The organism is Burkholderia sp. Tr-862, from assembly GCF_011753085.1.
GTDB classification, from domain to species: domain Bacteria; phylum Pseudomonadota; class Gammaproteobacteria; order Burkholderiales; family Burkholderiaceae; genus Burkholderia; species Burkholderia ambifaria.
On sequence record NZ_VWWG01000014.1, the window covers coordinates 26809 to 51179 of the forward strand.

Below are 24371 nucleotides of genomic sequence, written 5' to 3' on the forward strand. Positions count from 1 at the left end.
GGAGACAGGATTTTGACCACACAGGACTTGCTCGCGCAGTACGGCCCGCGCGAATCGATGGAATACGACGTCGTGATCGTCGGCGGCGGCCCCGCCGGGCTGTCGGCGGCGATCCGGCTCAAGCAGCTGGCCGCCGAGAAAGGCACCGAGATCGGCGTGTGCGTGCTCGAGAAGGGTTCCGAGATCGGCGCGCACATCCTGTCGGGCGCGGTGATGGACCCGCGCGCGATCAACGAACTGTTCCCCGACTGGAAGGAACGCGGCGCGCCGCTCGATGTCGAGGTGACGGAAGACCGCTTCCTGTTCCTGTCCGAGAAAAGCGCGGTCACCACGCCCAACTGGGCGCTGCCCGCCAACTTCCAGAACCACGGCAACTACGTGATCTCGCTGGGCAACGTCACGCGCTGGCTTGGGGCACAGGCGGAAGCGCTGGGCGTCGAGATCTTCCCGGGCTTCCCGGCCGCCGAGATCCTCTACAACGACGACGGCTCGGTGAAGGGCGTCGCCACCGGCAACATGGGCGTGGGCAAGGACGGCGAGCCGACCGAGAACTTCCAGCTCGGCATGGAGCTGCACGCGAAGTACACGCTGTTCGCCGAAGGCTGCCGCGGTCATCTGGGCCGTCAGCTGATCTCGAAGTTCAAGCTCGACGCGAACGCCGATCCGCAGGCGTACGGGATCGGCATCAAGGAGCTGTGGGAAATCGATCCCGCGAAGCACAAGCCGGGCCTCGTGATCCACACGGCCGGCTGGCCGCTGAAGTCCGATACGTACGGCGGCTCGTTCCTGTATCACATGGACAACAACCAGGTGGTGGTCGGCTTCGTGGTGGGCTTGGGCTACACGAACCCGTACCTGTCGCCGTTCGAGGAATTCCAGCGCTACAAGACGCATCCGTCGATCCGCGCATTCCTCGAAGGCGGCAAGCGCGTGTCATATGGTGCGCGTGCGATCACCGCGGGCGGGCTGCTGTCGCTGCCGAAGACGGTGTTCCCGGGCGGCGCGCTGATCGGTGACGACGCGGGCTTCCTGAACGCATCGCGGATCAAGGGCAGCCACGCGGCGATCAAGACCGGCATGCTGGCGGCCGATGCTGCATTCGACGCGGTGCAGGCCGGCCGCCAGAGCGACGAGCTCAACGCGTACCCGGATGCGTTCAAGCAATCGTGGCTGTACACGGAGCTGTACCGCGCGCGCAACTTCAAGCAGTGGATGGCCAAGGGGCTGTACCTGGGCACGCTGATGGTCGGGCTCGAGCAGAAGGTGATGGGCGGCAACGTGCCGTGGACGCTGCACCACAAGCATGCGGACCACGAGATGCTGAAGCCCGCATCGCAATGCACGCCGATCGAGTATCCGAAGCCGGACGGCAAGCTGACGTTCGACCGGCTGTCGTCGGTGTTCATCTCGAACACGAACCACGAGGAGAACCAGCCGGCGCATCTGACGCTGAAGGATGCGAACGTGCCGGTGAACGTGAACCTGCGCACGTACGCGGGGCCGGAGGCCCGCTTCTGCCCGGCGGCGGTATACGAGTTCGTGAAGAACGACGACGGCAGCGATCGGCTGGTGATCAACGCGCAGAACTGCGTGCACTGCAAGACCTGCGACATCAAGGACCCGACGCAGAACATCGTGTGGGTCACGCCGGAAGGCGGTGGCGGGCCGAATTACCCGAACATGTAACGCAACGCATCCCCGCGCCCGCGGGCGCGAACGAACCGGAGTGAGACGATGAGCAATGCAGCGAAGGAAGTCGTGGTGGTGAGCGGTGTCCGTACCGCGATCGGTGATTTCGGCGGAAGCCTGAAGGATTTCTCGCCGACCGATCTCGGCGCGAAGGTCGTGAGCGAAGTGCTGTCGCGCGCGAACGTGCCGGGCGACGCGGTCGGGCATGTCGTGTTCGGCCACGTCGTGAACACCGAGCCGAAGGACATGTATCTCGCGCGTGTCGCGGCGATCAACGGCGGCGTCGCGCAGCACACGCCGGCGCTGACCGTGAACCGTCTGTGCGGCTCGGGCCTGCAGGCGATCGTGTCGGCCGCGCAGACGATCATGCTCGGCGATGCCGACGTCGCGATCGGCGGCGGCTCGGAGAACATGAGCCGCGCACCGTACACCGTGCCGGCCGCGCGCTTCGGCCAGCGCATGGGCGATGCCAAGCTCGTCGACATGATGCTCGGCGCGCTGCACGACCCGTTCCAGACGATCCACATGGGCGTGACGGCCGAGAACGTCGCACGCAAGTACGGCATTTCGCGTGATGCGCAGGATGCGCTCGCGCTCGAATCGCATCGTCGCGCGGCGCGCGCGATCGCCGAAGGCCGCTTCAAGGATCAGATCCTGCCGATCTCGATCCGCACGAAGAAGGGCGAGGTCGCGTTCGACACCGACGAGCACGTGCGTCACGATGCGGGCCCGGACGATTTCTCGAAGCTGAAGCCGGTGTTCGTGAAGGAAGACGGCACGGTGACGGCCGGCAACGCGTCGGGGATCAACGATGCGGCCGCCGCGGTGCTGATGATGAGCGCGGATGCCGCGCGTGCGCAGGGCGTGAAGCCGCTCGCGCGTCTGGTCGCGTATGCGCATGCGGGCGTCGATCCGGCGTACATGGGCATCGGCCCCGTGCCGGCCACGCAGAAGGCGCTCGAGCGCGCGGGCCTGAAAATCACCGATCTCGACGTGATCGAGGCGAACGAGGCGTTCGCGGCCCAGGCGTGCGCGGTCACGCAGGAGCTCGGCCTCGATCCGGCCAAGGTCAACCCGAACGGCTCGGGCATTTCGCTCGGTCACCCGATCGGCGCGACGGGCGCATTGATCACGGTCAAGGCGCTGTACGAGCTGAAGCGCATCGGCGGGCGTTATGCGCTCGTGACGATGTGTATCGGCGGCGGCCAGGGCATTGCGGCGATCTTCGAGAACATCTGATAATCGAACGCTCAGCACCCGAACATACAGGAATCGTCATGGCCATCGAAACCGTCGGCGTCGTGGGCGCCGGAACCATGGGCAACGGCATTGCGCAAACCGCCGCCGTTGCAGGACTCAACGTCGTGATGATCGACGTCAGCGATGCGGCGCTCGACAAGGGCGTCGCCGCGCTGAAGGGCAGCCTCGAGCGGCTCGTGTCGAAGGAGAAGCTCGATGCCGGCGCACGCGACGCCGCGCTCGCGCGCATCACGACGTCGACCGATTACGCGAAGCTCGCCGCGGTCGACATCGTGATCGAAGCCGCGACCGAAAACGTCGAGCTGAAGAGCCGCATCCTGAAGCAGATCGAGTCGGTCGCGCGGCCCGATGCGATCATCGCGACCAACACGTCGTCGATCTCGATCACCGCGCTCGCGGCGCTGCTTGCCGAGCCGTCGCGCTTCGTCGGCATGCACTTCTTCAACCCGGTGCCGCTAATGCCGCTCGTCGAGATCATCCGCGGGCTGCAGACGAGCGACGCGACCGCGTCGGCGGTGCGCGCGCTCACCGAGCGTTTCGACAAGTCGCCGATCGGCGTGCGCAACGCGCCGGGCTTCGTCGTGAACCGGATCCTCGTGCCGATGATCAACGAAGCGTTCTTCGTGCTCGCCGAAGGCATCGCGTCGGCCGAGGAGATCGACGCGGGGATGAAGCTCGGTGCGAACCACCCGATCGGGCCGCTCGCGCTGGCCGACCTCGTCGGGCTCGACGTGTGCCTCGCGGTGATGGACGTGTTCCTGAAGGACTTCGGCGACACGAAGTATCGTGCGTGCCCGCTGCTGCGCGAGATGGTGTCGGCCGGGCGGCTGGGGCGCAAGACGGGACGTGGGGTGTACGACTACAGCTGACGTACTGCGAGGTAGGTCAGGGCGTCAACGCGGATGACGAGCCGCGCCGGAGATTGTGTCCGGTGTCGGCTGGTCATCCGCGTTTTCTATTTGGAGCGCGGGGAACGCGTATGCGCGATGTTGAAGGAAAGGCACGAGCGGACGCGGCGACTCACGTGAGTTATCCCGTTCGTCTCCCGTTCACGTCGATTTGAATGATCGATGAAGCGGGACGATTGACGATCGTCAACCGTTTCACGAGCAAAACGAAGCCGTCGCTGATCCGGGGCAATATCGTCAGCGTCGGCTTGAACATCGCCAGAATCTGCCGCGCCGCCTGCGTCGCGCGCCGGCTTTATCAGTAGTTTCCCTTACGCACCCCCGTCGGGATTTTCCCCTAGCGCACCCTCCCGCGCACCGCGTGCACCACCGTGCCGCAGTCACCGCGAAATCCCGCGCGGGCCGCGCCGGCATTGCGCGCTCGTGTCATTCGCACCATTCCGCACCATTCGTGCTTTTCCGCACGTTTTCGATGCATTACCAAAGGTATGGAAAAGCGCACAGAAAATGTATCGGGACCGATGTAATTGGATTGATACGCTGCATTCACTGAATCAGCGCCGTCAACCAACGCAGGAGCGCATCGAGCCCACGCGGCAAGCGGGCAATCGAAGGCGACTCGTCTGAAGTTCACGGTTTCCATTACCAGCTAGTCGGGATGACAGAATGGCCCCAAATCTGACGTTTGCACCGGGCGACGTACTTCCCCCCGGAGCAATCCATACCGACGGTGCGCCGTCGATTGCCCGGTCGAGCATCGCGACCGGGACCGACATCCTGACCGTCAAGCACCTTTCGAAGATCTTCGGTCCGAAGCCCGAGCGGGCGATCGAGCTGCTCGAGCGCGGTGTCGGACGCAACGAGATCTTCGCGCAAACCGGCAACATGGTCGCGGTCAACGACGTGAGCCTGAGCGTCAGGGCCGGCGAGATCTTCGTGATCATGGGGCTGTCGGGCTCCGGTAAATCGACGCTGGTTCGACTGCTCAACCGGCTGATCGAGCCGACGTCCGGGCAGGTCGTGCTCGAAGGCCGCGACATCGCACCGATGTCGACGCCGGAACTACGCGATGTTCGGCGCCAGAAGATGGCGATGGTGTTCCAGTCGTTCGCACTGTTGCCGAACCGGACGGTGATCGACAACATCGCCTACGGGCTCGAGGTCGCGGGGATCAAGAAGGCGCAGCGCTATGAGGTGGCGCGTGCCGCGCTGGAGCGCGTCGGCCTCGGGTCGTACGAGAAGCTGCTGCCGAGCGAGTTGTCCGGCGGCATGCAGCAGCGCGTGGGGCTGGCTCGCGCGCTGGCGGTGAATCCGTCGGTCCTGCTGATGGACGAGGCGTTCTCGGCGCTCGATCCGCTGATCCGCTTCGAAATGCAGAACGAGCTGTTGCGTCTGCAAAAGGAAGAGCAGCGCACGATCGTGTTCATTTCCCACGATATCGAGGAGGCGGTGAAGATCGGCGGGCGCATCGGCATCATGAAGGACGGCTGCCTGATCCAGGTCGGCACGCCGGCCGAACTGATCCAGACGCCGGCGGATGCGTACGTGCAGGACTTCTTCCGCAATGTCGACGTGTCGCGCTTCCTGAAGGCATCCAGCCTGATGACGACAATTGCGCGCGGGCTGCTTCGGTGCGATGCGGGGACGCCGTCCGAGCGCTACCTGAACCAGCTGATCGACAGCGGCGCGGAATGCGGCTACGTGTGCGACGAGGCCGGCCATTACCTGGGCTGCGTCACGCCCGCCACGCTGCACCGCTCCGGTGCGCGACCGATACGCGAAGCCTTCCTGCACGACTTCAACGCGGTTTCGATCGATACGGATCTTCACCGGCTCGCGTCGATCGCACTGACCCAGGAGCACGACGTGCCGGTGACGGACGCAGCGGGACAACTGGCGGGCGTCGTGTCCTGCCGGACGATACTCAAGCAGATGATGCAACGGAGGGCAGCATGAATTCGTCGGTGATCGGGAAGTTTGCGGAAAATGTCGTCAACTTTCTGTTTCTGCATTTCCGCGTCGGCTTCGACACGTTCTCGGCGGGGCTCGGCGCGGTCGTGAAGCTGCTCGAGGACGGCCTGGCCGCGGTGCCGTTCATCGCGATGGTCGTGATCCTGGTCGGACTCGCGCTCTGGCGTCGCGGCATCGCGTTCTCGATTTTCGTCGGCCTCGCGCTGCTCGTCATTCACTACATGGGCTTGTGGGCGCAGACGGTCTCGACCCTCGCGCTCGTGACCGCGGCGACGTTCTTCAGCCTGGTGATCGGCGTGCCGCTCGGGATCTGGGGGGCGCGTAATAACCGGATCGGCATGATCCTGCGCTCGCTGCTCGACTTCATGCAGACGATGCCCGCGTTCGTGTACCTGATCCCGGCCGTGATCCTGTTCGGGCTCGGACGCGTGCCGGCGGTAATCGCGACGATCGTATTCGCGATGCCGCCCGTCGTGCGGCTGACGACGCTCGGCATCCGGCAGGTCCGCGAGGAGCTGATCGAAGCCGGCCGCTCGTTCGGCAGCACCGACTGGCAGCTGCTGTGGAAGATCCAGTTGCCGAATGCGCTGCCGTCGATCATGGCCGGCGTGAACCAGACGATCATGATGGCGCTGTCGATGGTGGTGGTCGCATCGATGATCGGCGCGGGCGGCCTCGGCGAGTACGTGCTGAGCGGGATCCAGCGGCTCGACATCGGGATCGGCTTCGAAGGCGGGCTGGGCGTCGTGCTGCTCGCGATCGTGCTGGACCGGCTGACGGAGAGCTTCGGCGTGAAGGCGAAGAAGAAGGCGCGGCCGGCCGCGCGTGCCGGCAAGGCCGGCCCGCAGGGCGCGGCACGCACCTGAGCGAAACAGCAGTCGAAGGCAGTTGACGGACGATGAAGCGCCGCGGCCACGGTGCCGCGGCGGAACCGGTGTAGCAGTGCGTGGAGACCAGAAACGCCGATCGAGGCGTTCCTCATCCTTGAAAGACTCGCGTGATTAACAAGGAGTACTAGATGAATACCCATACGTTCAAATCGCTTCTGGCGAAACTTGCGGTGTCGACGGTGGTGGCCTGCGGCGCCGGTGTGGGCGTGGCGGCGGCCGAGCCGGTCAAGATCGCAGTGACCAACTGGGCCGACGTGCTCGCGGTAGCCAACGTCGCGAAGTACGTGCTGGAGACGAACCTCAAGCAGCCGGTGCAGTTCGTCCAGGCCGACATCGGCATCCAGTACCAGGGCGTCGCCCGCGGCGATCTGGACATCATGGTCGGCGGCTGGCTGCCGGTCACGCACGCGACGTACTACGCGAAGTACAAGAATGACCTGGATGACGTCGGCATCATCTACACCGGCGGCAGGAACGGCTGGGCGGTACCGACCTACATTCCGGAATCGCAGCTGTCGTCGATCGCCGACCTGAGCAAGCCGGAGGTCAAGAGCAAGCTGAACGGCACGATCCAGGGCATCGAGCCGGGCGGCGGCCTGATGCAGGCGTCCGAGAAAACCATCAAGGCGTACAACCTGGACGGCTACAACCTGCAGGCGTCGAGCGAGGCCGGCATGCTGGCGAGCGTGTCGCGTGCGTACCAGTCGAAGCAGTGGATCGTCGCGACGGTCTGGAGCCCGCACTGGCTGTTCCAGAAGTGGCAGATGCGTTACCTGAAGGATCCGAAGGGCACGCTGGGCGGTGAAGAGCAGATTCACGCGTTCGCATCGAAGAAGTTCGCAGGCAAGTTCCCGCGCGCCGACGTGTTCTTCAAGCACCTGAAGCTCACGCTGGCCGACGTCGAGGCGATCGAGTTCGAAGGGAACAGCACGAACGACTACGCCACGGCCGCGAAGAAGTTCGTCGAGGCCCATCCGGAGAAGCTGAAGGCCTGGCTGCAGCAGTAAAGCCGCGCCACCGGCGACGCACATCGCCCGATGCCGCCGGCCGGGGCCGCAACGCGGGCGCCGGCCTTGCGGTGTGCGGTACACGTAGCTCATGCCGTCCATGCAGCACATCACGAATCGCGCCGCGGAGTCACCAAGTGAACGAGAACGCCCGCTTTTTTTCCGAAACGCTCCAGAGCCGGGATCCGGTGATCGCATCGGAGATCGCACTGGAGCTGCGTCGCCAGCAGAGCCGGATCGAACTGATCGCGTCCGAAAACATCGCGTCGGCGGCGGTGCTGGAAGCCCAGGGCACCGTGCTGACGAACACGTACGCGGAAGGCTATCCGTCCCGGCGGTACTACGGCGGCTGCGACCATGTCGATCGGATCGAGTCGCTCGCGATCGACCGCGCGTGCGCACTGTTCGACGCCGCGCATGCGAACGTCCAGCCGCACTCGGGCGCGCAGGCCAACGGCGCGGTGATGCTCGCGCTCGTCAAACCCGGCGACACCGTGATGGGCATGTCGCTCGACGCGGGCGGCCATCTCACGCACGGCGCGCGGCCCGCGCTGTCGGGGAAGTGGTTCAGCGCGGTGCAGTACGGCGTGAGCCCGGACACACTGCGCATCGACTACGACGACGTGCGCCGGCTCGCCGAGCGGCATCGCCCGAAACTGATCATCGCCGGTTACTCCGCGTATCCGCGCGCGCTCGACTTCGCCGCGTTCCGCGAGATCGCGGACAGCGTCGATGCGAAGCTGATGGTCGACATGGCGCATTTCGCCGGCATCGTCGCGGCCGGCCGGCATCAGAACCCGGTGCCGTTCGCCGACGTCGTGACGTCCACCACGCACAAGACGCTGCGCGGCCCGCGCGGCGGCTTCATCCTGACGAACGACGCCGAGGTCGCGAAGCAGATCGATGCGGCGGTATTTCCGGGGCTGCAGGGCGGCCCGCTGATGCATGTCGTCGCCGGCAAGGCCGTGGCGTTCGCCGAGGCGCTGCGCCCCGAGTTCGCCCGTCATATCGACCGGGTGTTGCGCAACGCGCAGACGCTCGCCAGCGTGCTGACGGCCGGTGGCCTCTCGCTCGTCACGGGCGGCACCGACAACCACCTGCTGCTGGTCGACCTGCGCTCGCAGCGCATTACCGGCGCGCAAGCCGAGAAGGCGCTGGAGCGCGCCGGCATCACCTGCAACAAGAACGGGATTCCGTTCGATACGGAAAACCCGCTGGTCACGTCCGGCATCCGGCTCGGCACGCCGGCCGGCACCACGCGCGGCTTTGGATCCGAGCAGTTCGAGCAGATCGGCGAAATGATCGTCGAAGTGCTGGCGGCGCTCGAGCGCGATCCGAGCGGCGACCAGGCGGTCGAGCGGTCGGTGCGGACCCGCGTGCGCGATCTGTGCAGCCAGTTCCCCATTTACGCGCAAGCGGAGGCGTTCGCCTGACACCGCGTCGGTCCGGGTCTGCAACATCGTTCGGATTACGTAGCGAATCGGTCGGCGTGGCTGCACGAATGCCGCGACGCGCCGACGACGTTTTTGTCGAATTGCCGGTTTCCCGCTCGACGGCGGGAACCTGGCGCATCCACCTGAGTGAGGAATCGAAATGAGCTTTGAGGGCGTACACACACCGCTGGTCACCCCGTTCGACGCGGACGGCGAAATCGATCATCAATTGCTGGGCCGTCATGCGGCCGATCTCGCGGGCCGGGTGTCGGGCCTCGGTATCGGCGGGACGACCGGCGAATACTACGCATTGAGCTTCGACGAGCGCGTGCGCACGTTCGACACGGTCGCCGCCGCGGCCGGCGGCAAGACGTTCCTGACCGCGGGCATCAACGCGACGACGACGAAGGAAGTGCTGCGGCTCGGCCGCGAGGCGAAACGCGCGGGACTGAACGCGTTGCTGGTGGCCGCGCCGTACTACGCGCAGCCGACCCAGCAGGAATTGCTCGCGCACCTGCTCGCGGTCGACGACGCGCTGGACATGCCGATCATGCTGTACAACTTCCCGGCCCGCACCGGCACGGAAATCGGCGACGACATTCTCGAGACGCTGCTCGAGCGCAAGAACTTCGTCGCAATGAAGGAAAGCACCGGCGATATCGCGCATCTGCATCATCTGTCGGCGCATTTCAGCGACCGCCTCGTGCTGAGCTGCGGGATGGACGATCAGGCGCTCGAGTTCTTCGCATGGGGCGCGCGCAGCTGGGTCGGCGGCGCGTCGAACTTCCTGCCGGAAGCGCACACCGACCTGTTCGACGCCTGCGTGAAGCGCGGCGATTTCGCGACCGGCCGCAAGCTGATGGCGCAACTGCTGCCGGTGCTCGAACTGCTCGAGCGCAGCGGCAAGTTCATTCAGTACGTGCGTTACGGCTGCGAGCTGGCCGGCCTGCCGGTCGGTGTGGCCCGCGCACCGCTCGGCTCGCTGTCGAGCGATGAGCGTGACGCGTTCGCGAAGCTCGTGAAGCCGCTGCTGCGCGACGGCCGGTAATCCATCATGGGCTCGAATCTGGAATTCGCGCGGTTTCCGGCGCCCGACGGGGTGAACGGATGGTGGGAGAGCCTGCCGCCCGCGCAGGACGCCCGCACCGTCACGTCCGACTGCCGGTTCGACTGGGTGGTGGTCGGCGGGGGCATCACCGGGCTTTGCGCGGCGCGCCGGCTCGCGGAGCTGGCGCCCGGTGCGTCCGTCGCGCTCGTGGAGGCCGACCGGATCGGCCGCACGACGGCCGGGCGCAATTCCGGATTCTTCGTCGACCTGCCGCACGACATCAGCAGCGAAAGCTATTCGCGCAGCATCGAGGAGGATCGCGCCGATGTGCGGTTTCAGCGGCACGGGATCGACTATGTGCGCGAGATCGTGCGGCGCTTCGGCATCGATTGCGACTGGCGCGACGACGGCAAATTCCATGCGTCGGTCAACCCGAAGGGCGCAGCCGCGCTCGCGCATTTCGCCGATGGGCTGTCGCGCATCGGCGAAGCGTTCGAATGGCTCGACCAGGCCGGGATCCGGGCCGTGACCGGCACGGACTTCTACACGGGCGCGCTGTTCACGCCGGGTTGCAGCACGGCGCAGCCGGCCGCGCTGATGCGCGGCCTGGCGGCGACGCAACCGGACAACGTGACGGTGTTCGAGCTTAGCGCGGTGACGCGCATCGAGCATCGGAGCGACACGCGCGTGCTGCATTTCGCCGGCGGCAAGATCGTAGCGAAGCAGGTGATTCTGTGCACGAATGCGTACGCGGCGACCTTCGGCATGCATTCGAACGGCTTGCTGCCGGTCTACACGTTCGCCTCGCTCACGCGCGCGATGAATCCGGACGAAGTGGCGAAACTCGGCGGCACGCGCTCGTGGTCGCTGATTCCGGCCGACCCGATGGGCACGACGGTGCGGCGCCTGAGCAACGATCGCATTTGCGTGCGCAACCATTTCGCGTTCCGGCCGGACGTGAAGGTGTCGCAGGCCGATCTCGCGAAGTCGCGGCATCTGCATCAGCGCTCGTTCGAGCGCCGCTTTCCGATGCTCGGCGGCGTCGAGCTGGAATATACGTGGGGCGGCCCGTTGTGCCTGTCCGCCAACAACGGCGCGCTGTTCGGCAAGCGCGACGACGGCCTCTACGAGGCGATCGGCTGCAACGGCCTCGGCCTGAGCCGCGGGTCGTCCTCCGGCAAGCTGATCGCCGAGTACGCGCTCGGCGAATCGAACAGTCTCGTGCAGCAGTTGCTGAAGCAGCCGCATCCGCGTCCGCTGCCGGTTCGACCGATCGTCGACCTGGCCGTGTCGGCGACGATCTGGGCCAAGGAGTTCTCGGCCGGTGCCGAGCTTTGATATTTGAGGAAACGACATGACGAACCATCAGGACTGGAAACAGAAGGCGAACGCGTTGTCGCTCGACGGTCGCGCGTTCATCGCGGGGCAACGCAGCGCGGCGGCGTCGGGCGAGACGTTCGCCACGCTCAACCCCGCATCGGGCAAGGCGCTCGCCGAGGTGGCGCGATGCAACGAGCGTGACGTCGACCGGGCGGTCGCGGCCGCGCGCGATGCGTTCGAATCGGGTGTCTGGTCGAAGGCCGCGCCCGCGCATCGCAAGGCGGTGCTGCTGCGCGTGGCGCAACTGATCGACGAGCATGCGGAGGAACTCGCGCTGCTGGAGGCGCTGGAAGCCGGCAAGCCGATCGGCGAATGCCTGGGGCTCGATATTCCCGAGTCGGCCGCGTGCATTCGCTGGCACGCGGAAGTGACCGACAAGCGCTACGACGCGTTGTCGCCGTCCGGCGCGGGCGTCGTGAGCATGATCACGCGCGAGCCGATCGGCGTCGTCGGCGCCGTGCTGCCGTGGAATTTCCCGGCGCTGATGCTCGCGTGGAAAATCGGCCCCGCGCTGTCGGTCGGCAACAGCGTGGTCGTGAAGCCGGCCGAACAGACGTCGCTGTCGACGCTGCGGATCGCCGATCTCGCGCTGGAGGCCGGCGTGCCGCCGGGCGTGTTCAGCGTCGTCACCGGGTTCGGCAGCGAGGCCGGCGAGGCGATCGGCCGCCATCCGGACGTCGATCTCGTCGCGTTCACCGGCTCGACCGCGACCGGCAAGCGGTTCCTGCACTACTCGGCCGATACCAACCTGAAGCGCGTCGTGCTCGAGTGCGGCGGCAAGAATCCGCAGGTCATCCTGCCGGACGTGGCCAATCTCGATGCGGTGGCGGAACAGGCCGTCGCGGCCGCGTTCTGGAACATGGGCGAGAACTGCAGCGCCGGCTCGCGGATCCTCGTTCCATCGAGCCGGAAGGCGGAACTGCTGGAGAAGGTCCAGGCCGTGCTCGCCGGGTGGAAGACCGGCGATCCGCTCGACCCGGATGTGAAGCTCGGCGCGCTGATCGAGCAGAAGCACTACGAGAAGGTGCTCGGCCATATCGAGAAGGCGAAGGCGGAAGGCGCACGCGTGGTATGCGGCGGGCGCGCGATCCTCGCCGAGACGGGCGGCTGGTTCGTCGAACCGACGATCTTCGATCAGGTGACGCCTGAGATGAGCATCGCGCGCGACGAGGTGTTCGGGCCGGTCGTCTGCTTCATCGAATACGACGACGTCGACGATGCGGTGCGGATCGCGAACGATACGTGCTACGGGCTGGCCGCGTCGCTGTGGACCGACAACGTGAACAGCGCGCACAAGGTCGCCGCGCGGATTCGCGCGGGCACGGTCACGGTGAACTGCTTCGGCGAAGGCGACCTGTCGACGCCGTTCGGCGGCTTCAAGCAGTCGGGGTTCGGCGGGCGCGACAAGTCCATCTACGCGCACGATCAATATTGCGAGCTGAAGACCACCTGGCTGAAGCTCGACTGAGCGCGCGCCGGACGCGCGGCACGCCGGGCCAGCGCGGCCTGCGCGGCCCGGCCGGCGCAACACGCGCCAGTTGCGCGCGCCAACCAACGGCGGTGCGCCCGGCGATCTGCCATGACGGGCCGGCCTGGCGTGTGGTGCGCCGCGCAAATGCGCGGTGCGGGGGGCGGCGCGGCCGACGGGGCATGCCGGTCCGCCATTCGTCTTGCACTGCCCCTCATCGCTTCCGATAATGGCGATGCGGTGCACAATCGATCGACAATAGCGTCATCGTGACGCCGCTTCGGCGGTGCCACCGTCGCCAGCCGCCCGGCTGACTCGCAAGCTGCACTATTCTGATAATTGAAAGGTTTGCGATGACACGGCCCGCGGGCAACCGGCGGGCTGCGGACGACGGGTTCGTCGGCGCCGCGTCCGACCTCCGTTTTGAGAGTGAAAGCCATGTTGAAGAAGCAATTGTTTGCAGACCGACTCCTCGCGCAGATGCCGTCGCTTCGGGCGCTGCGGTGTTTCGTGACGGCGGCGCGCTACGAGAGCTTCACGCAGGCGGCCGAGGTGCTGTGCGTGACGCAGGCCGCGGTCAGCCGACAGATCAAGGAACTCGAGGATTCGCTCGACGTCGCGCTGTTCGAGCGGACCGGCCGGCATATCGCGTTGACGGATGCCGGGCGGATTCTCTACAACGCGTCGTACCTGTCGATCATGAACATCGCCGAGGCGGCGGAGGCGGTGCGCCGCACCGACAAGCACGCGCTGATGATCTGCGTGTCGCACACGTTCTCGGCGCTGTGGCTGTCGTCGCGGTTGCCGGCCTTTCGCGAGCGGTTTCCGGATATCCGGCTGCACCTGATCGTCACCGAGCACTTCATGGAACTCGACGGGCTCATCGAGCCCGACGTGATCATCACGAAGAACCCGCCGCGCGAGCCCGAGTTCGACGTCGAGCCGCTGTTTCACGACATCGTGTATCCGGTGTGCAGCCCCGCGTTTCACGAACGTCACTTTCATGGCCGGTCGCTGAAGCCGCTGGACCTGCTGTCGCGTCCGACCCTGAACCTGTCGATGCTTGGCCGTGCGCAGGTGTGCGAGCACGTCGACTGGCGCGTGTGGCGCAACTGGTTCCAGCAGAGCGACGGCACCGACACGCTGATCGAGAACAAGTATCTGGAAAGCAACGACTACCGGCTGCTCGTCGCGCAGGCCGAGGCCGGCGAGGGCACGCTGCTGGGCTGGCATCACCTCGTGCACCGCCAGATCGACCAGGGCATCCTGATGCGGCCGGTACAGGACGTGCTGGTGTTTCGCGATCGCCATCACTATCTGATCACGCACCGGAATGCACAGCCGCGCCCCGAATATCAGCAGTTCCGGCAGTGGCTGAACGACGAGGTCGGCGTGATGATGCGCGGCTGGCTCGATGCCGGCGTCGAGATCGAGCAATAACACGCCGGCCGTCTGGTATTCGACGTGGCCTGCTTTTTGCATCAACGGAGCGGTCCGCCGCGTGACTGGTCTTTCCGGATGAAATGAGCCGGCCGGTCGACCGGCCCGCGAGCCGGTCCCTTATTTCCTGCTGGTCGGCTGGATGCTATTCGCCGTCGCGATGTCGATAGCGGCTGTCGCGCGATATGGCGAACATGTTGGCTGGCGAAAGCCGGGACGATGCCCACCGCGAATGACCGATGCGAGGATCTGCATGTCGCCCAGCGACGTGTGCACGTGGTGCGCGTGGCGGACGGCACATCGGCGAGTTCAATTGAACCCTTCACTATCCATGGCTGCCGTGATGCTTACCCCCATCCAGTCCATCCTGATCGCGAACCGCTCGGAAATCTCGATCCGCGTAATGCGTGCCGCCGCCGAGCTGAACATCCGCACGGTCGCGATCTATTCGAAGGAAGACCGCCTGGCGCTGCATCGCTTCAAGGCGGACGAGAGCTACCTGATCGGCGAGGGCAAGAAGCCGCTCGCCGCGTATCTCGACATCGACGACATCCTGCGCGTCGCGCGGCAGGCAAAGGTGGACGCGATCCACCCTGGCTACGGCTTCCTGTCCGAGAACCCGGACTTCGCACAGGCCGTGATCGACGCCGGCATCCGCTGGATCGGCCCGTCGCCGGACGTGATGCGCACGCTCGGCAACAAGGTGGCCGCGCGCAATGCAGCGATCGCCGCCGGCGTGCCCGTGATGCCCGCGACCGCGCCGCTGCCGGACGATCTCGATGCGTGCCGGGCGCTGGCCGCGGAAGTCGGCTATCCGCTGATGCTGAAGGCGAGCTGGGGCGGCGGCGGACGCGGGATGCGCGTACTCGAAAATGCGCAGGACCTCGAAACGCTGCTGCCCGTCGCGCGCCGCGAGGCGCTGGCCGCGTTCGGCAACGACGAAGTGTATGTCGAGAAGCTCGTGCGCAACGCGCGGCACGTCGAGGTGCAGGTGCTCGGCGATCTGCACGGCACGGTCGTGCATTTGTACGAGCGCGACTGCACGGTGCAGCGGCGCAACCAGAAGGTCGTCGAACGCGCGCCGGCGCCGTATCTCGATCTCGAAAGCCGGCACGCGCTGTGCGAGTCCGCGCTGCGTCTGATGCGCGCGGTGGGCTATACGCATGCGGGCACCGTCGAATTCCTGATGGACGCCGACACCGGCCAGTTCTACTTCATCGAGGTGAATCCACGCATCCAGGTCGAGCACACGGTGACCGAGATGGTCACCGGGATCGACATCGTGAAGGCGCAGATCCGCATCACCGAAGGCGGCCGGATCGGCCTGGCGGAGGACGCGACGGACGCCGACGGCGCGCTCGTCGCGCGCGCGGCCGGCGTGCCGGAACAGCAGGCGATTCCGCTGAACGGCAACGCGCTGCAATGCCGGATCACGACCGAGGATCCGGAGAACGATTTCCTGCCCGATTACGGGCGGCTCACTGCGTATCGCAGCGCGGCGGGCTTCGGCGTACGCCTCGACGCGGGCACTGCCTATGGCGGCGCGGTGATCACGCCGTACTACGACTCGCTGCTCGTGAAGGTGACGACGTGGGCGCCGACGGCGGCGGAATCGATTCACCGGATGGATCGCGCGCTGCGCGAGTTCCGGATTCGCGGCGTCACGTCGAACCTGCAGTTCCTCGAGAACGTGATCAACCATCCGGCCTTCATCGCGGGCGAAGTGACGACGCGCTTCATCGACAAGACGCCGGAGCTGCTCGCATTCGCGAAGCGCGGCGATCGCGCGACGAAGCTGCTGCGCTATCTCGGCGAGCTGAACGTGAACGGCAACGCGGAGATCAACGGCCGCACGCTGCCGGCGCTGCCGTTGCCGAAACCGGTGCTACCGAAGATTGATACGGCCGTGGCGATTCCGGCCGGCACGCGTGACCGCCTGCGCGAGTTCGGCCCGGAGAAATTCGCGAGCTGGATGCTCGACCAGAAGCAGGTGCTGCTGACCGACACGACGATGCGCGACGCGCACCAGTCGCTGTTCGCGACACGCATGCGCACGGCCGACATGCTGCCGATCGCGCCGTTCTACGCACGCGAGCTGTCGCAGCTGTTCTCGCTCGAATGCTGGGGCGGCGCGACGTTCGACGTCGCGCTGAGGTTCCTGAAGGAAGACCCGTGGGAGCGCCTCGCGCTGCTGCGCGAACGCGTGCCGAACATCCTGTTCCAGATGCTGCTGCGCGGCTCGAACGCGGTCGGCTACACGAACTACGCGGACAACGTCGTGCGCTTCTTCGTGCAGCAGGCCGCAAGCGCCGGCGTCGACGTGTTCCGCGTGTTCGACTCGCTGAACTGGGTGCGCAACATGCGCGTGGCGATCGACGCGGTCGGCGAAAGCGGGATGCTGTGCGAAGGCGCGATCTGCTACACCGGCGACCTGTTCGACACGTCGCGCTCGAAGTACGACCTCAAGTATTACGTCGGCATCGCGCGCGAGTTGCAGCAGGCCGGCGTGCATGTGCTCGGGATCAAGGACATGGCCGGCATCTGCCGCCCGAAGGCGGTCGCGACGCTCGTGAAGGCGCTGAAGGAGGAAACCGGGCTGCCCGTGCATTTCCATACGCACGACACGAGCGGGATCGCCGCGGCGTCGGTGCTCGCGGCGGTCGAAGCAGGCTGCGACGCGGTGGACGGCGCGCTCGACGCGATGAGCGGCCTCACGTCGCAGCCGAACCTGTCGAGCATCGCGGCCGCGCTGGCCGGCGGCGAGCGCGATCCGGGGCTCGACGCGGATCGCCTGCACGAAGCGTCGATGTATTGGGAAGGCGTGCGCCGCTACTACGCGCCGTTCGAATCGGAGATCCGCGCGGGCACGGCCGACGTCTACCGGCACGAGATGCCCGGCGGCCAGTACACGAACCTGCGCGAGCAGGCCCGCTCGCTCGGCATCGATCATCGCTGGACCGAGGTGTCGCGCGCGTATGCGGACGTGAACCGCCTGTTCGGCGACATCGTGAAGGTCACGCCGACGTCGAAAGTGGTCGGCGACATGGCGCTGATGATGGTCGCGAACGACCTGAGCGTGGACGACGTGCGCAACCCGGACAAGGACCTCGCGTTCCCCGAGTCGGTCGTGTCGCTGTTCAAGGGCGAGCTCGGCTTCCCGCCCGACGGCTTCCCGGCGGAGCTGTCGCGCAAGGTGCTCAAGAGCGAGCCGCCGGCGCCGTATCGTCCCGGCGACCAGATTCCGCCGGTCGATCTCGACGCGGCACGCACGCAGGCCGAGGCCGCCTGCGAGCAGCCGCTCGACGACCGGCAACTGGCGTCGTATCTGACGTATCCGAAGCAGACGATCGACTATTACGCGCACGTTCGCGCGTACAGCGACACGTCGGTGGTACCGACGCCCGCGTTCCTGTACGGGCTGCAGCCGCAGGAGGAAGTGGCGATCGATATCGAACCGGGCAAGACGCTGCTCGTGTCGCTGCAGGGCCAGCACGCGGATGCACAGGACGGCATCGTGAAGGTGCTGTTCGAGCTGAACGGCCAGTCGCGTTCCGCGCTCGTCGAGCAGAAGGCGGTCGTGCAGGCAGGCAAGGAGCGCCATGGCTTGCAGCGTGCCGATCCGGCGAATCCGCTGCATGTCGCCGCGCCGATGCCGGGCTCGGTGGTGACGGTCGCCGTGCAGCCGGGGCAGCGCGTGACGGCCGGCACGACGCTGCTCGCGCTCGAGGCGATGAAGATGGAAACGCACATCGCGGCGGAGCGTGACTGCGAGATCGCGGCCGTGCATGTGAAGCCGGGTGAGCGGGTCGCGGCGAAGGATCTGCTGATCGAGTTGAAAGACCCGACGCAATGAGTGTTGCCGTGATCGGTTGTCCTTGCTGACGACCGTGCCGGGCTCGCGGCACGTCTCGCACACGCACATCTTCTCGTCGTCGGTGGAATCCACGCGCCGGCACGGAATGAATCGGTTTGCTCGAGTGTTGTCGATAGATATCCGCTACCGACCTCGTTCAGGACCGAAATGACTTCTCCGACCGAACTGCTGGATGCTTCCGTGGCCGCGTGGCACGAGTCGATCGACGCGTTTTGCCGCTTGCAGGATGTGGGCTTCGTGGAACGTGGCGCGCATGGAACGAAGGCGATCTACAGTGGCGCGCCCGTGTCCGTGCTGAACGCGGTCATCAGCATGACGCGTCAGCCCGATGTCGACGAAATCAGGCTGCTTTCCGGCGCGTTCAGCACGTGCGAAGTGCCGTGGAGCATTCAGACCCGCGACGCGAGCACGCAGGCCGACGAGATCGCGCGGATCGCGGACGATCATGGCCTGACGCAGTGCGTCGCGTTGCCGTTCATGACGAAGCGGCTGGCGCGCGCCGCCGCGCCGGCGAACAGCGACGGGCACGTGGTCGTGCGGCGCGTTACGGCAGCGGACAGCGAACGGTACAACGGCGCGCTTGCCGCGGGCTATGAGGCGCCGGAAGCCGTATTTCGAAGACTGAGCGCGCCGGCCGTCCTGGAAGCCGACGGCATGATGGGCTTTTGGGTGGAGGTCGACGGGATGCCGGTCGCGACCTCGTTCGGCGTCGTGCGCAATGCTCAGGTCGGCGTGTTCAATGTGTCGACACTACCGGCCTATCGGCGACGAGGTTACGCGCGGGCCGCGACTCAAGCGGTACTGGATGCCGCGTTCGAAGCCGGCGCGCATACCGCGTTTCTGCATTGCACGCCGGCAGGGAGGCACGTGTACGAGTCGATGGGCTTTACCACCGGCGAGGAATGGCAGGTGTACGTCGGTCGCTGAGTGACGCGGGCGCACGCACGCGGGAATCGCTTGCGTCGCCCGGGCAGCGCCTGGCGAATTCTCCGGGCGTTGAACGGCGGCCATTCCATCGCCGACCGATCAAAGCGATCGGGCTTTCGTCTCCGGCAACAGGAGCACCGCCAGCAGCACCACGCCATAGGCCGCGCCCGAAAAGATCGCGATGGCCAGCGCCAGGCCGAGCGAATGGCTCAGCATCCCGACGAGACTCGGGAACAGCGCGCCGATGCCGCGGCCGAAGTTATATGTGAAGCTCTGCGCATTCGCGCGGAAGTTCGACGGATACAGTTCCGTCAGGTAGGCGCCGACCCCGCTGAAGATCCCGCATGAAGAAAAACCCAGCGGAAAGCCCAGCCACAGCATCTGCGCATTCGACAACGGCAGCGTCAGGTACAGACACACCGACACGAGGGACAGCGCGGAGAACAGCATGAAATTGCGCCGGCGTCCCCAGAAGTCGGACAGGTACGCGCCGACGACATATCCGCAGAACGACCCCACGATGATCACGAACAGATAAGCGCTGGTGTTGAGCACGGACAGGTGTCGCTCGATCTTGAGGAAGGCCGGCAGCCAGGTGGACATCGCATAGAAGCCACCCTGGATGCCCGTGCACAGCAGCGCGGCCAGGACCGTGCGTCGCACCTGCGAACGCGAGAAGATGGCCCACACCGATGGCTGGCTCGCGCCTTGTTTCCTCGCTGCGTCCGCCTGCACGAACACGTCGGGCTCCGGCACGTGCTTGCGGATGTAGAGCACGAGCAGGGCGGGCACGATGCCAACCCAGAACAGGCTGCGCCACGCCAGCGACTCGGGCAGGACGGAAAACGCAATGCTGTAGAGAATCGCCGCGCAACCCCAACCGATCGCCCAGCCGCTTTGTACCAGCCCAACCGCCTTGCCGCGATGGGCCGGCGCGATGATCTCGCCGATCAGCACGGCACCCACCGCCCATTCGCCGCCGAAGCCGAGCCCTTGCAGTGCGCGAAGCACGAAGATCTGCTCGAAGTTCTGCGCGAAGCCGATCGCGAGCGTGCAGACCGAGAACCACAGGATGGTCCCTTGCAATACCTTGACCCGTCCGTAGCGATCCGCCAGGATGCCGGCAATCCAGCCGCCCACCGACGAGAAAATCAGCGTCACGGTGCTCAGCAGGCCGGCCTTGCCGCGATCGAGGCCCCACAGGTCGATCAGCGAAGCCAGCACGAAGCTGAACACCATGAAATCGAACGCATCGGTCGCCCAGCCGGCGAACGACGCCTTGAACGCCCGCTTGCCGGCGGGATCGAGTTCCGCGTACCAGGACGAGCCGGATCCGGCTCGCAGTGAGACTTCCTCGGCATTTCTTGTTGGCGTCATCGTGTTGTTCGCTGGGTGGGAACGGCGCTATCGGCGCGCGGAAGACGGTTTGCGGGCCGCGAGCGCGAGACGCACGACATCCGGCGTGGCCGGGGCCTGGCGGATGCGGACGCCGGTTGCGTGATGGATCGCATTCAGGATGGCCGCCGCCGTGGGCACTAGCGCCGGCTCGCCGATGCCTTTTGCCCCGTACGGTCCGACGGCCGTCGGCGCTTCGATGAAAATCGACTGCACGTCGGGCATGTCATGCACCGTCGGAATCAGGTAGTCATGCAGATTGTTGTATCGCCCGGGGTGGTACTTCTCCATCAGCGCCATGCCGATACCTTGTGCCACCGCGCCTTCGATCTGTCCTTCGAGCAGCGTCGGATTGACCATTCTGCCGACGTCGTGCGCGGCCGCGACCTTGAGTACGCGGACGCGGCCGCTGTCGCAGTCCACCGCGACTTCGGCCATCTGCGCGCCGAACGCGTAGGTTGCGTACGGCGAGCCTTGCCCCGACGCATCGAGCGACGTGGTCGGCGGATCGAAGCTTTCTTCGGCCGCGATCACGTAGCCGTGTGCATCGACTGGCAGCGTCCGGAGATCGAGTACCTCGCCATCGACGGCAACACCGCGCGCATCGGCCGAAATCCGCGCGTCGGGTGCCGCGCCGGCGAATGCGAGCAGCCGGTGGCGCAGCGTCGTGCCGGCGAGGAAAGCCGCCCGACCGGTAATGAACGTCTGGCGCGAAGCGGACGTGCGCCCGCAATCGGGCGTCACCGACGTGTCCGGGCCGACGATGTGCAGCCGATCGACGGGTACTCCCAGCGCATCGGCCGCGATTTGCGGAATGACGGTATTCGCGCCCTGACCGGCGTCCACCGCACCCTGGTGCAGGACGATCGTGCCGTCGGGCCGGATGCCGAAGCGCACGGTCGACGGGTTCGGCAACGCGGTGTTGCCGCACCCGTAGAAGAACGCCGCCATCCCGACGCCATGACGCAGGTGGCCCGGCGCCGCCGCATTCAGGGTGGCGATCCGGGCGTGTGCTTCACGCCACGCCGGTCGCAGTGCATCGAGGCAGGCGACGAGCCCCACGCTGTCGTCCAGGACCTGCCCGGTCGGCAGGGCGTCCCCCGGCCGCAGCGCGTTCATCGCGCGGAATTCGAGCGGATCGATGCCGGTGGTCAACGCCAGCTCGTCGATGAGCTGTTCCTGGGACATCGTCGTTTGCGGGACGCCAAAGCCCCGGAATGCGCCCGCGGCCGTGACGTGCGTATGAATCGCACGTGCCCGCGCCGCATAGTGGGGAATGACGTACGGGCCGCCGGCATGCACCGGTACCCGGTTGGCGACGGCCGTGCCCCACGACGCGAACGCGCCGGTATTGAAGTCGGCGTCGAACGTTACCGCATGGAGCCGGCCATCGGCATCGGCGGCCATGCTGGACGTCATGCGGCCGGGATGGCGCTTGGTCGACGTGGCCATCGATTCCTCGCGCGACAACACCATCGCGACGGGCTGGTCGAGATGCCAGGCCGCGATCGCGAGCAGCGGCTGGACCGTCATGTCGAGCTTGCCGCCGAAACCGCCGCCGACCGCGGTCGCCACGACGCGCACCTGCTCCGGCGCGACTGCAAGAATGCGGGCGAGATCGGCGCGATGCGGATGCGGCGCCTGCGTGGACGAATGGATTTCGATCGTGTCGCCCACGCGTCGCGCCCAGCCGGCCTCGGGCTCGAGATACGCGTGCTCGACGAAACTGGATTCGAACGTTGCACTCACGACGTGACGCGCGTCTTGCATCGCGCGTTCCGGGTCGCCGCGGCGCACGTGCCCCTCGATCAGTACGTTGCCGGGACGACCGACGTGCAGCTGCGGACTGTCGTCCCGCACCGCATCGGCGATCGCGAGCACCGGCGTCAGCGGTTCCCAGCTCACCGGAAAGCGGTCAAGGTCGAGCGCCGCGATCGCGGCGCGCTCGCCGACCACCAGCGCCACCGCCTCGAGATGGTGGCGCGCCTCCGTCTCCGGAAGGACCGGCTGATCCATGTACGGTGTCGCGACACCGTGCAGATTCATGCCGGGCACATCGGCGTGGGTGAGGACGCGGTGCACGCCCGGATGGGCGCGGACGAATGCGTCGAGGTCGCCGAATGCGAAACGCGCGCGATGATGCGGACTGCGGACCGCGCGCAGGAACAGGCTGTCGGCCGGATAGCCGTCGGCGCCGAAACGCTGGCTTCCATCGACCTTTTCCGGGCCGTCGAGGCGCGTCAGCGGTACGCCGACGGACGGCCCTTCGGACGGAGGAGGCGTGACGCATCGCGCGGCGCCGCCGCATCCCGCCTCGGTCACCGCGTCGACGATCTTCTGGTAGCCGGTGCAGCGGCACAGCACGCCGTCGATGGCGGCCCGCGCACTGGCGCGATCGCTCACTTGGCCGGCGTCGATTGCCGCCGCCGCGGCCGTCAGCATGCCGGGTGTGCAGAACCCGCATTGGACCGCCTGATGCGCGAGAAACGCGTGCTGCAGGCGTTCGCCGCACTGGGTGCCTTCGGCGAGGCCTTCGACGGTGACGACACGGCGCCCCGCGACCTGTCCGACCGGAATCAGGCACGCGTAGCGCGCGTCGCCATCGACGATCACCGTGCAACTGCCGCAATCGCCCTGGCGGCAACCTTCCTTGGTGCCGAACTGGCGCAGGTTCGCGCGCAGATGGTCGATGAGCCGCTGCGAGTGGTCCGCCGGCAGGCTGCGCCGCGTGCCGTTGAGCTCGAACCAGTCCGGCTCCGGCGAAACCGGCGTGCTGCCGCCCGCGATGGTTTCGCGAACATCGGCTAGCTGATCAGGCAGTGGATGCGCCACGTGCGTTCTCCTCGATGCAGCATGTGAAAGCGCGCGTGACCGCCAGCCGCGCGAGATGAATGCGATGCAATGCGGTCGCCCGGCAGTCGTCGACCGGCGACAGCTCGGCAAGCGGTGCCGCCGCGATCACGCCGGCCAGCTCGTCGAGCCGCCGGCCCGCCAATGCCGCCTCGAGCACCGGCATGCGGCGCGCCACGTCGGATGCGCCGCCGATGGCGATGGCGACCGCGTCGACCGTGCCGTCCGTGCCCACGCGCAACTGCGCGGCGGCCGAAACGACGGCGATCGCCGAGCCGTCGCGATTCGTGCATTTGATGAACGACGTCCGGTCGTGCGGGTGTGGTGGTGCAAGCAGCACGGCGACCAGCAGTTCGTCCGCGTGCAGCGCGGTCTGGCCGTTGCCGAGCAGGAATTCGGCCAATGGCAAGCGGCGCACGCCCCGCAGGCTCGCCAGCTCGACGCACGCGTCGAGCGCCAGCAGCGCGGGGATGCCGTCGGCCACTGGCGACGCATGGCACACGTTGCCGCCGATCGTGCCCTGGACGCGAATCTGCCGGGGGCCGACGCAAGCGGCCGCCGCCGTCAGCGCCACGGGCAGCCCTGCCGTCCGGGCGATGGCTTCCCAGGTGCTCGCCGCGCCGATGCGGATCACGCCGTCGTGCTGCTCGATGGCGCGCAACGCGTCGACGCGGCTGATATCCACCCATGCCGAGCGGGCGGGCACGAGGCCGATATCGGCGAAGGCGTCGGTGGCCCCGCAAACGATGCGCGGCCGCGGCTGTGCCGCCAGCCGGCCGAGCACGTCGTCGATGGTATTGGCGCGAAGATAGTTCATCGCAACGGGGCCTG

General features: G+C 66.7%; 17 protein-coding genes. 14 read left to right on the forward strand and 3 right to left on the reverse strand.

Annotation, left to right across the window (positions count from 1 at the left end):
- The first annotated feature begins 12 nt into the window (after window positions 1-12).
- The 14 genes from F3J14_RS07120 to F3J14_RS07185 all read left to right on the forward strand — a co-directional run bounded on the left by F3J14_RS07120 (window position 13) and on the right by F3J14_RS07185 (window position 19295).
- Window positions 13-1686, forward strand: a complete 1674-nt coding sequence (locus F3J14_RS07120; RefSeq protein ID WP_166722405.1) for an electron transfer flavoprotein-ubiquinone oxidoreductase — start codon at window positions 13-15, stop codon at window positions 1684-1686.
- Window positions 1687-1734: 48 nt separating this feature from the next.
- Window positions 1735-2928: a beta-ketothiolase BktB gene (gene bktB, locus F3J14_RS07125; protein ID WP_166722406.1), complete on the forward strand. Its 1194-nt coding sequence runs from the start codon at window positions 1735-1737 to the stop codon at window positions 2926-2928.
- A 38-nt stretch (window positions 2929-2966) separates the two neighbouring features.
- Window positions 2967-3818, forward strand: coding sequence for a 3-hydroxybutyryl-CoA dehydrogenase (locus tag F3J14_RS07130; RefSeq protein ID WP_166722407.1), 852 nt, complete (start codon window positions 2967-2969; stop codon window positions 3816-3818).
- Window positions 3819-4012: 194 nt separating this feature from the next.
- Window positions 4013-4162 (forward strand): hypothetical protein, encoded by a 150-nt coding sequence (locus tag F3J14_RS07135; protein WP_166722408.1) that lies wholly within the window; start codon window positions 4013-4015, stop codon window positions 4160-4162.
- Window positions 4163-4523: 361 nt separating this feature from the next.
- Window positions 4524-5813: a glycine betaine/L-proline ABC transporter ATP-binding protein gene (locus tag F3J14_RS07140; RefSeq protein WP_166722409.1), complete on the forward strand. Its 1290-nt coding sequence runs from the start codon at window positions 4524-4526 to the stop codon at window positions 5811-5813.
- Window positions 5810-6694 (forward strand): proline/glycine betaine ABC transporter permease, encoded by an 885-nt coding sequence (locus F3J14_RS07145; protein ID WP_166722410.1) that lies wholly within the window; start codon window positions 5810-5812, stop codon window positions 6692-6694. The genes F3J14_RS07140 and F3J14_RS07145 overlap by 4 nt, the downstream gene beginning before the upstream one ends.
- Before the next feature lie 152 nt (window positions 6695-6846).
- Complete coding sequence (locus F3J14_RS07150; protein ID WP_166722411.1) at window positions 6847-7725, forward strand: glycine betaine ABC transporter substrate-binding protein; 879 nt, start codon at window positions 6847-6849, stop codon at window positions 7723-7725.
- 137 nt (window positions 7726-7862) lie between these two features.
- Window positions 7863-9158 carry a serine hydroxymethyltransferase gene (gene glyA / locus F3J14_RS07155; protein WP_166722412.1) on the forward strand — a complete coding sequence of 432 codons (1296 nt, stop codon included), beginning with the start codon at window positions 7863-7865 and terminating at the stop codon, window positions 9156-9158.
- A gap of 160 nt (window positions 9159-9318) precedes the next feature.
- Window positions 9319-10206: a dihydrodipicolinate synthase family protein gene (locus F3J14_RS07160; RefSeq protein ID WP_166722413.1), complete on the forward strand. Its 888-nt coding sequence runs from the start codon at window positions 9319-9321 to the stop codon at window positions 10204-10206.
- Between the two features lie 6 nt (window positions 10207-10212).
- A complete protein-coding gene (locus tag F3J14_RS07165) occupies window positions 10213-11544 on the forward strand; it encodes an FAD-binding oxidoreductase (protein ID WP_166722414.1) in 1332 nt (443 codons plus the stop codon).
- Between the two features lie 16 nt (window positions 11545-11560).
- Window positions 11561-13054: an aldehyde dehydrogenase gene (locus F3J14_RS07170; RefSeq protein ID WP_166722415.1), complete on the forward strand. Its 1494-nt coding sequence runs from the start codon at window positions 11561-11563 to the stop codon at window positions 13052-13054.
- Window positions 13055-13492: 438 nt separating this feature from the next.
- Complete coding sequence (locus F3J14_RS07175) at window positions 13493-14494, forward strand: LysR substrate-binding domain-containing protein (RefSeq protein ID WP_166722416.1); 1002 nt, start codon at window positions 13493-13495, stop codon at window positions 14492-14494.
- 331 nt (window positions 14495-14825) lie between these two features.
- A complete protein-coding gene (locus F3J14_RS07180; protein ID WP_166722417.1) occupies window positions 14826-18347 on the forward strand; it encodes a pyruvate carboxylase in 3522 nt (1173 codons plus the stop codon).
- Between the two features lie 168 nt (window positions 18348-18515).
- Window positions 18516-19295: a GNAT family N-acetyltransferase gene (locus F3J14_RS07185; RefSeq protein ID WP_166722418.1), complete on the forward strand. Its 780-nt coding sequence runs from the start codon at window positions 18516-18518 to the stop codon at window positions 19293-19295.
- Between the two features lie 99 nt (window positions 19296-19394).
- On the opposite strand, the gene F3J14_RS07190 is transcribed toward F3J14_RS07185, so the two are convergent.
- The 3 genes from F3J14_RS07190 to F3J14_RS07200 are packed head-to-tail and all read right to left on the reverse strand — an operon-like array spanning window position 19395 to window position 24357.
- Window positions 19395-20672: an MFS transporter gene (locus tag F3J14_RS07190; RefSeq protein ID WP_166722419.1), complete on the reverse strand. Its 1278-nt coding sequence runs from the start codon at window positions 20670-20672 to the stop codon at window positions 19395-19397.
- A gap of 27 nt (window positions 20673-20699) precedes the next feature.
- Window positions 20700-23522: a molybdopterin cofactor-binding domain-containing protein gene (locus F3J14_RS07195; RefSeq protein ID WP_166722420.1), complete on the reverse strand. Its 2823-nt coding sequence runs from the start codon at window positions 23520-23522 to the stop codon at window positions 20700-20702.
- Window positions 23503-24357, reverse strand: a complete 855-nt coding sequence (locus tag F3J14_RS07200; RefSeq protein ID WP_166722421.1) for an FAD binding domain-containing protein — start codon at window positions 24355-24357, stop codon at window positions 23503-23505. The genes F3J14_RS07195 and F3J14_RS07200 overlap by 20 nt, the downstream gene beginning before the upstream one ends.
- Window positions 24358-24371 lie beyond the last annotated feature (14 nt).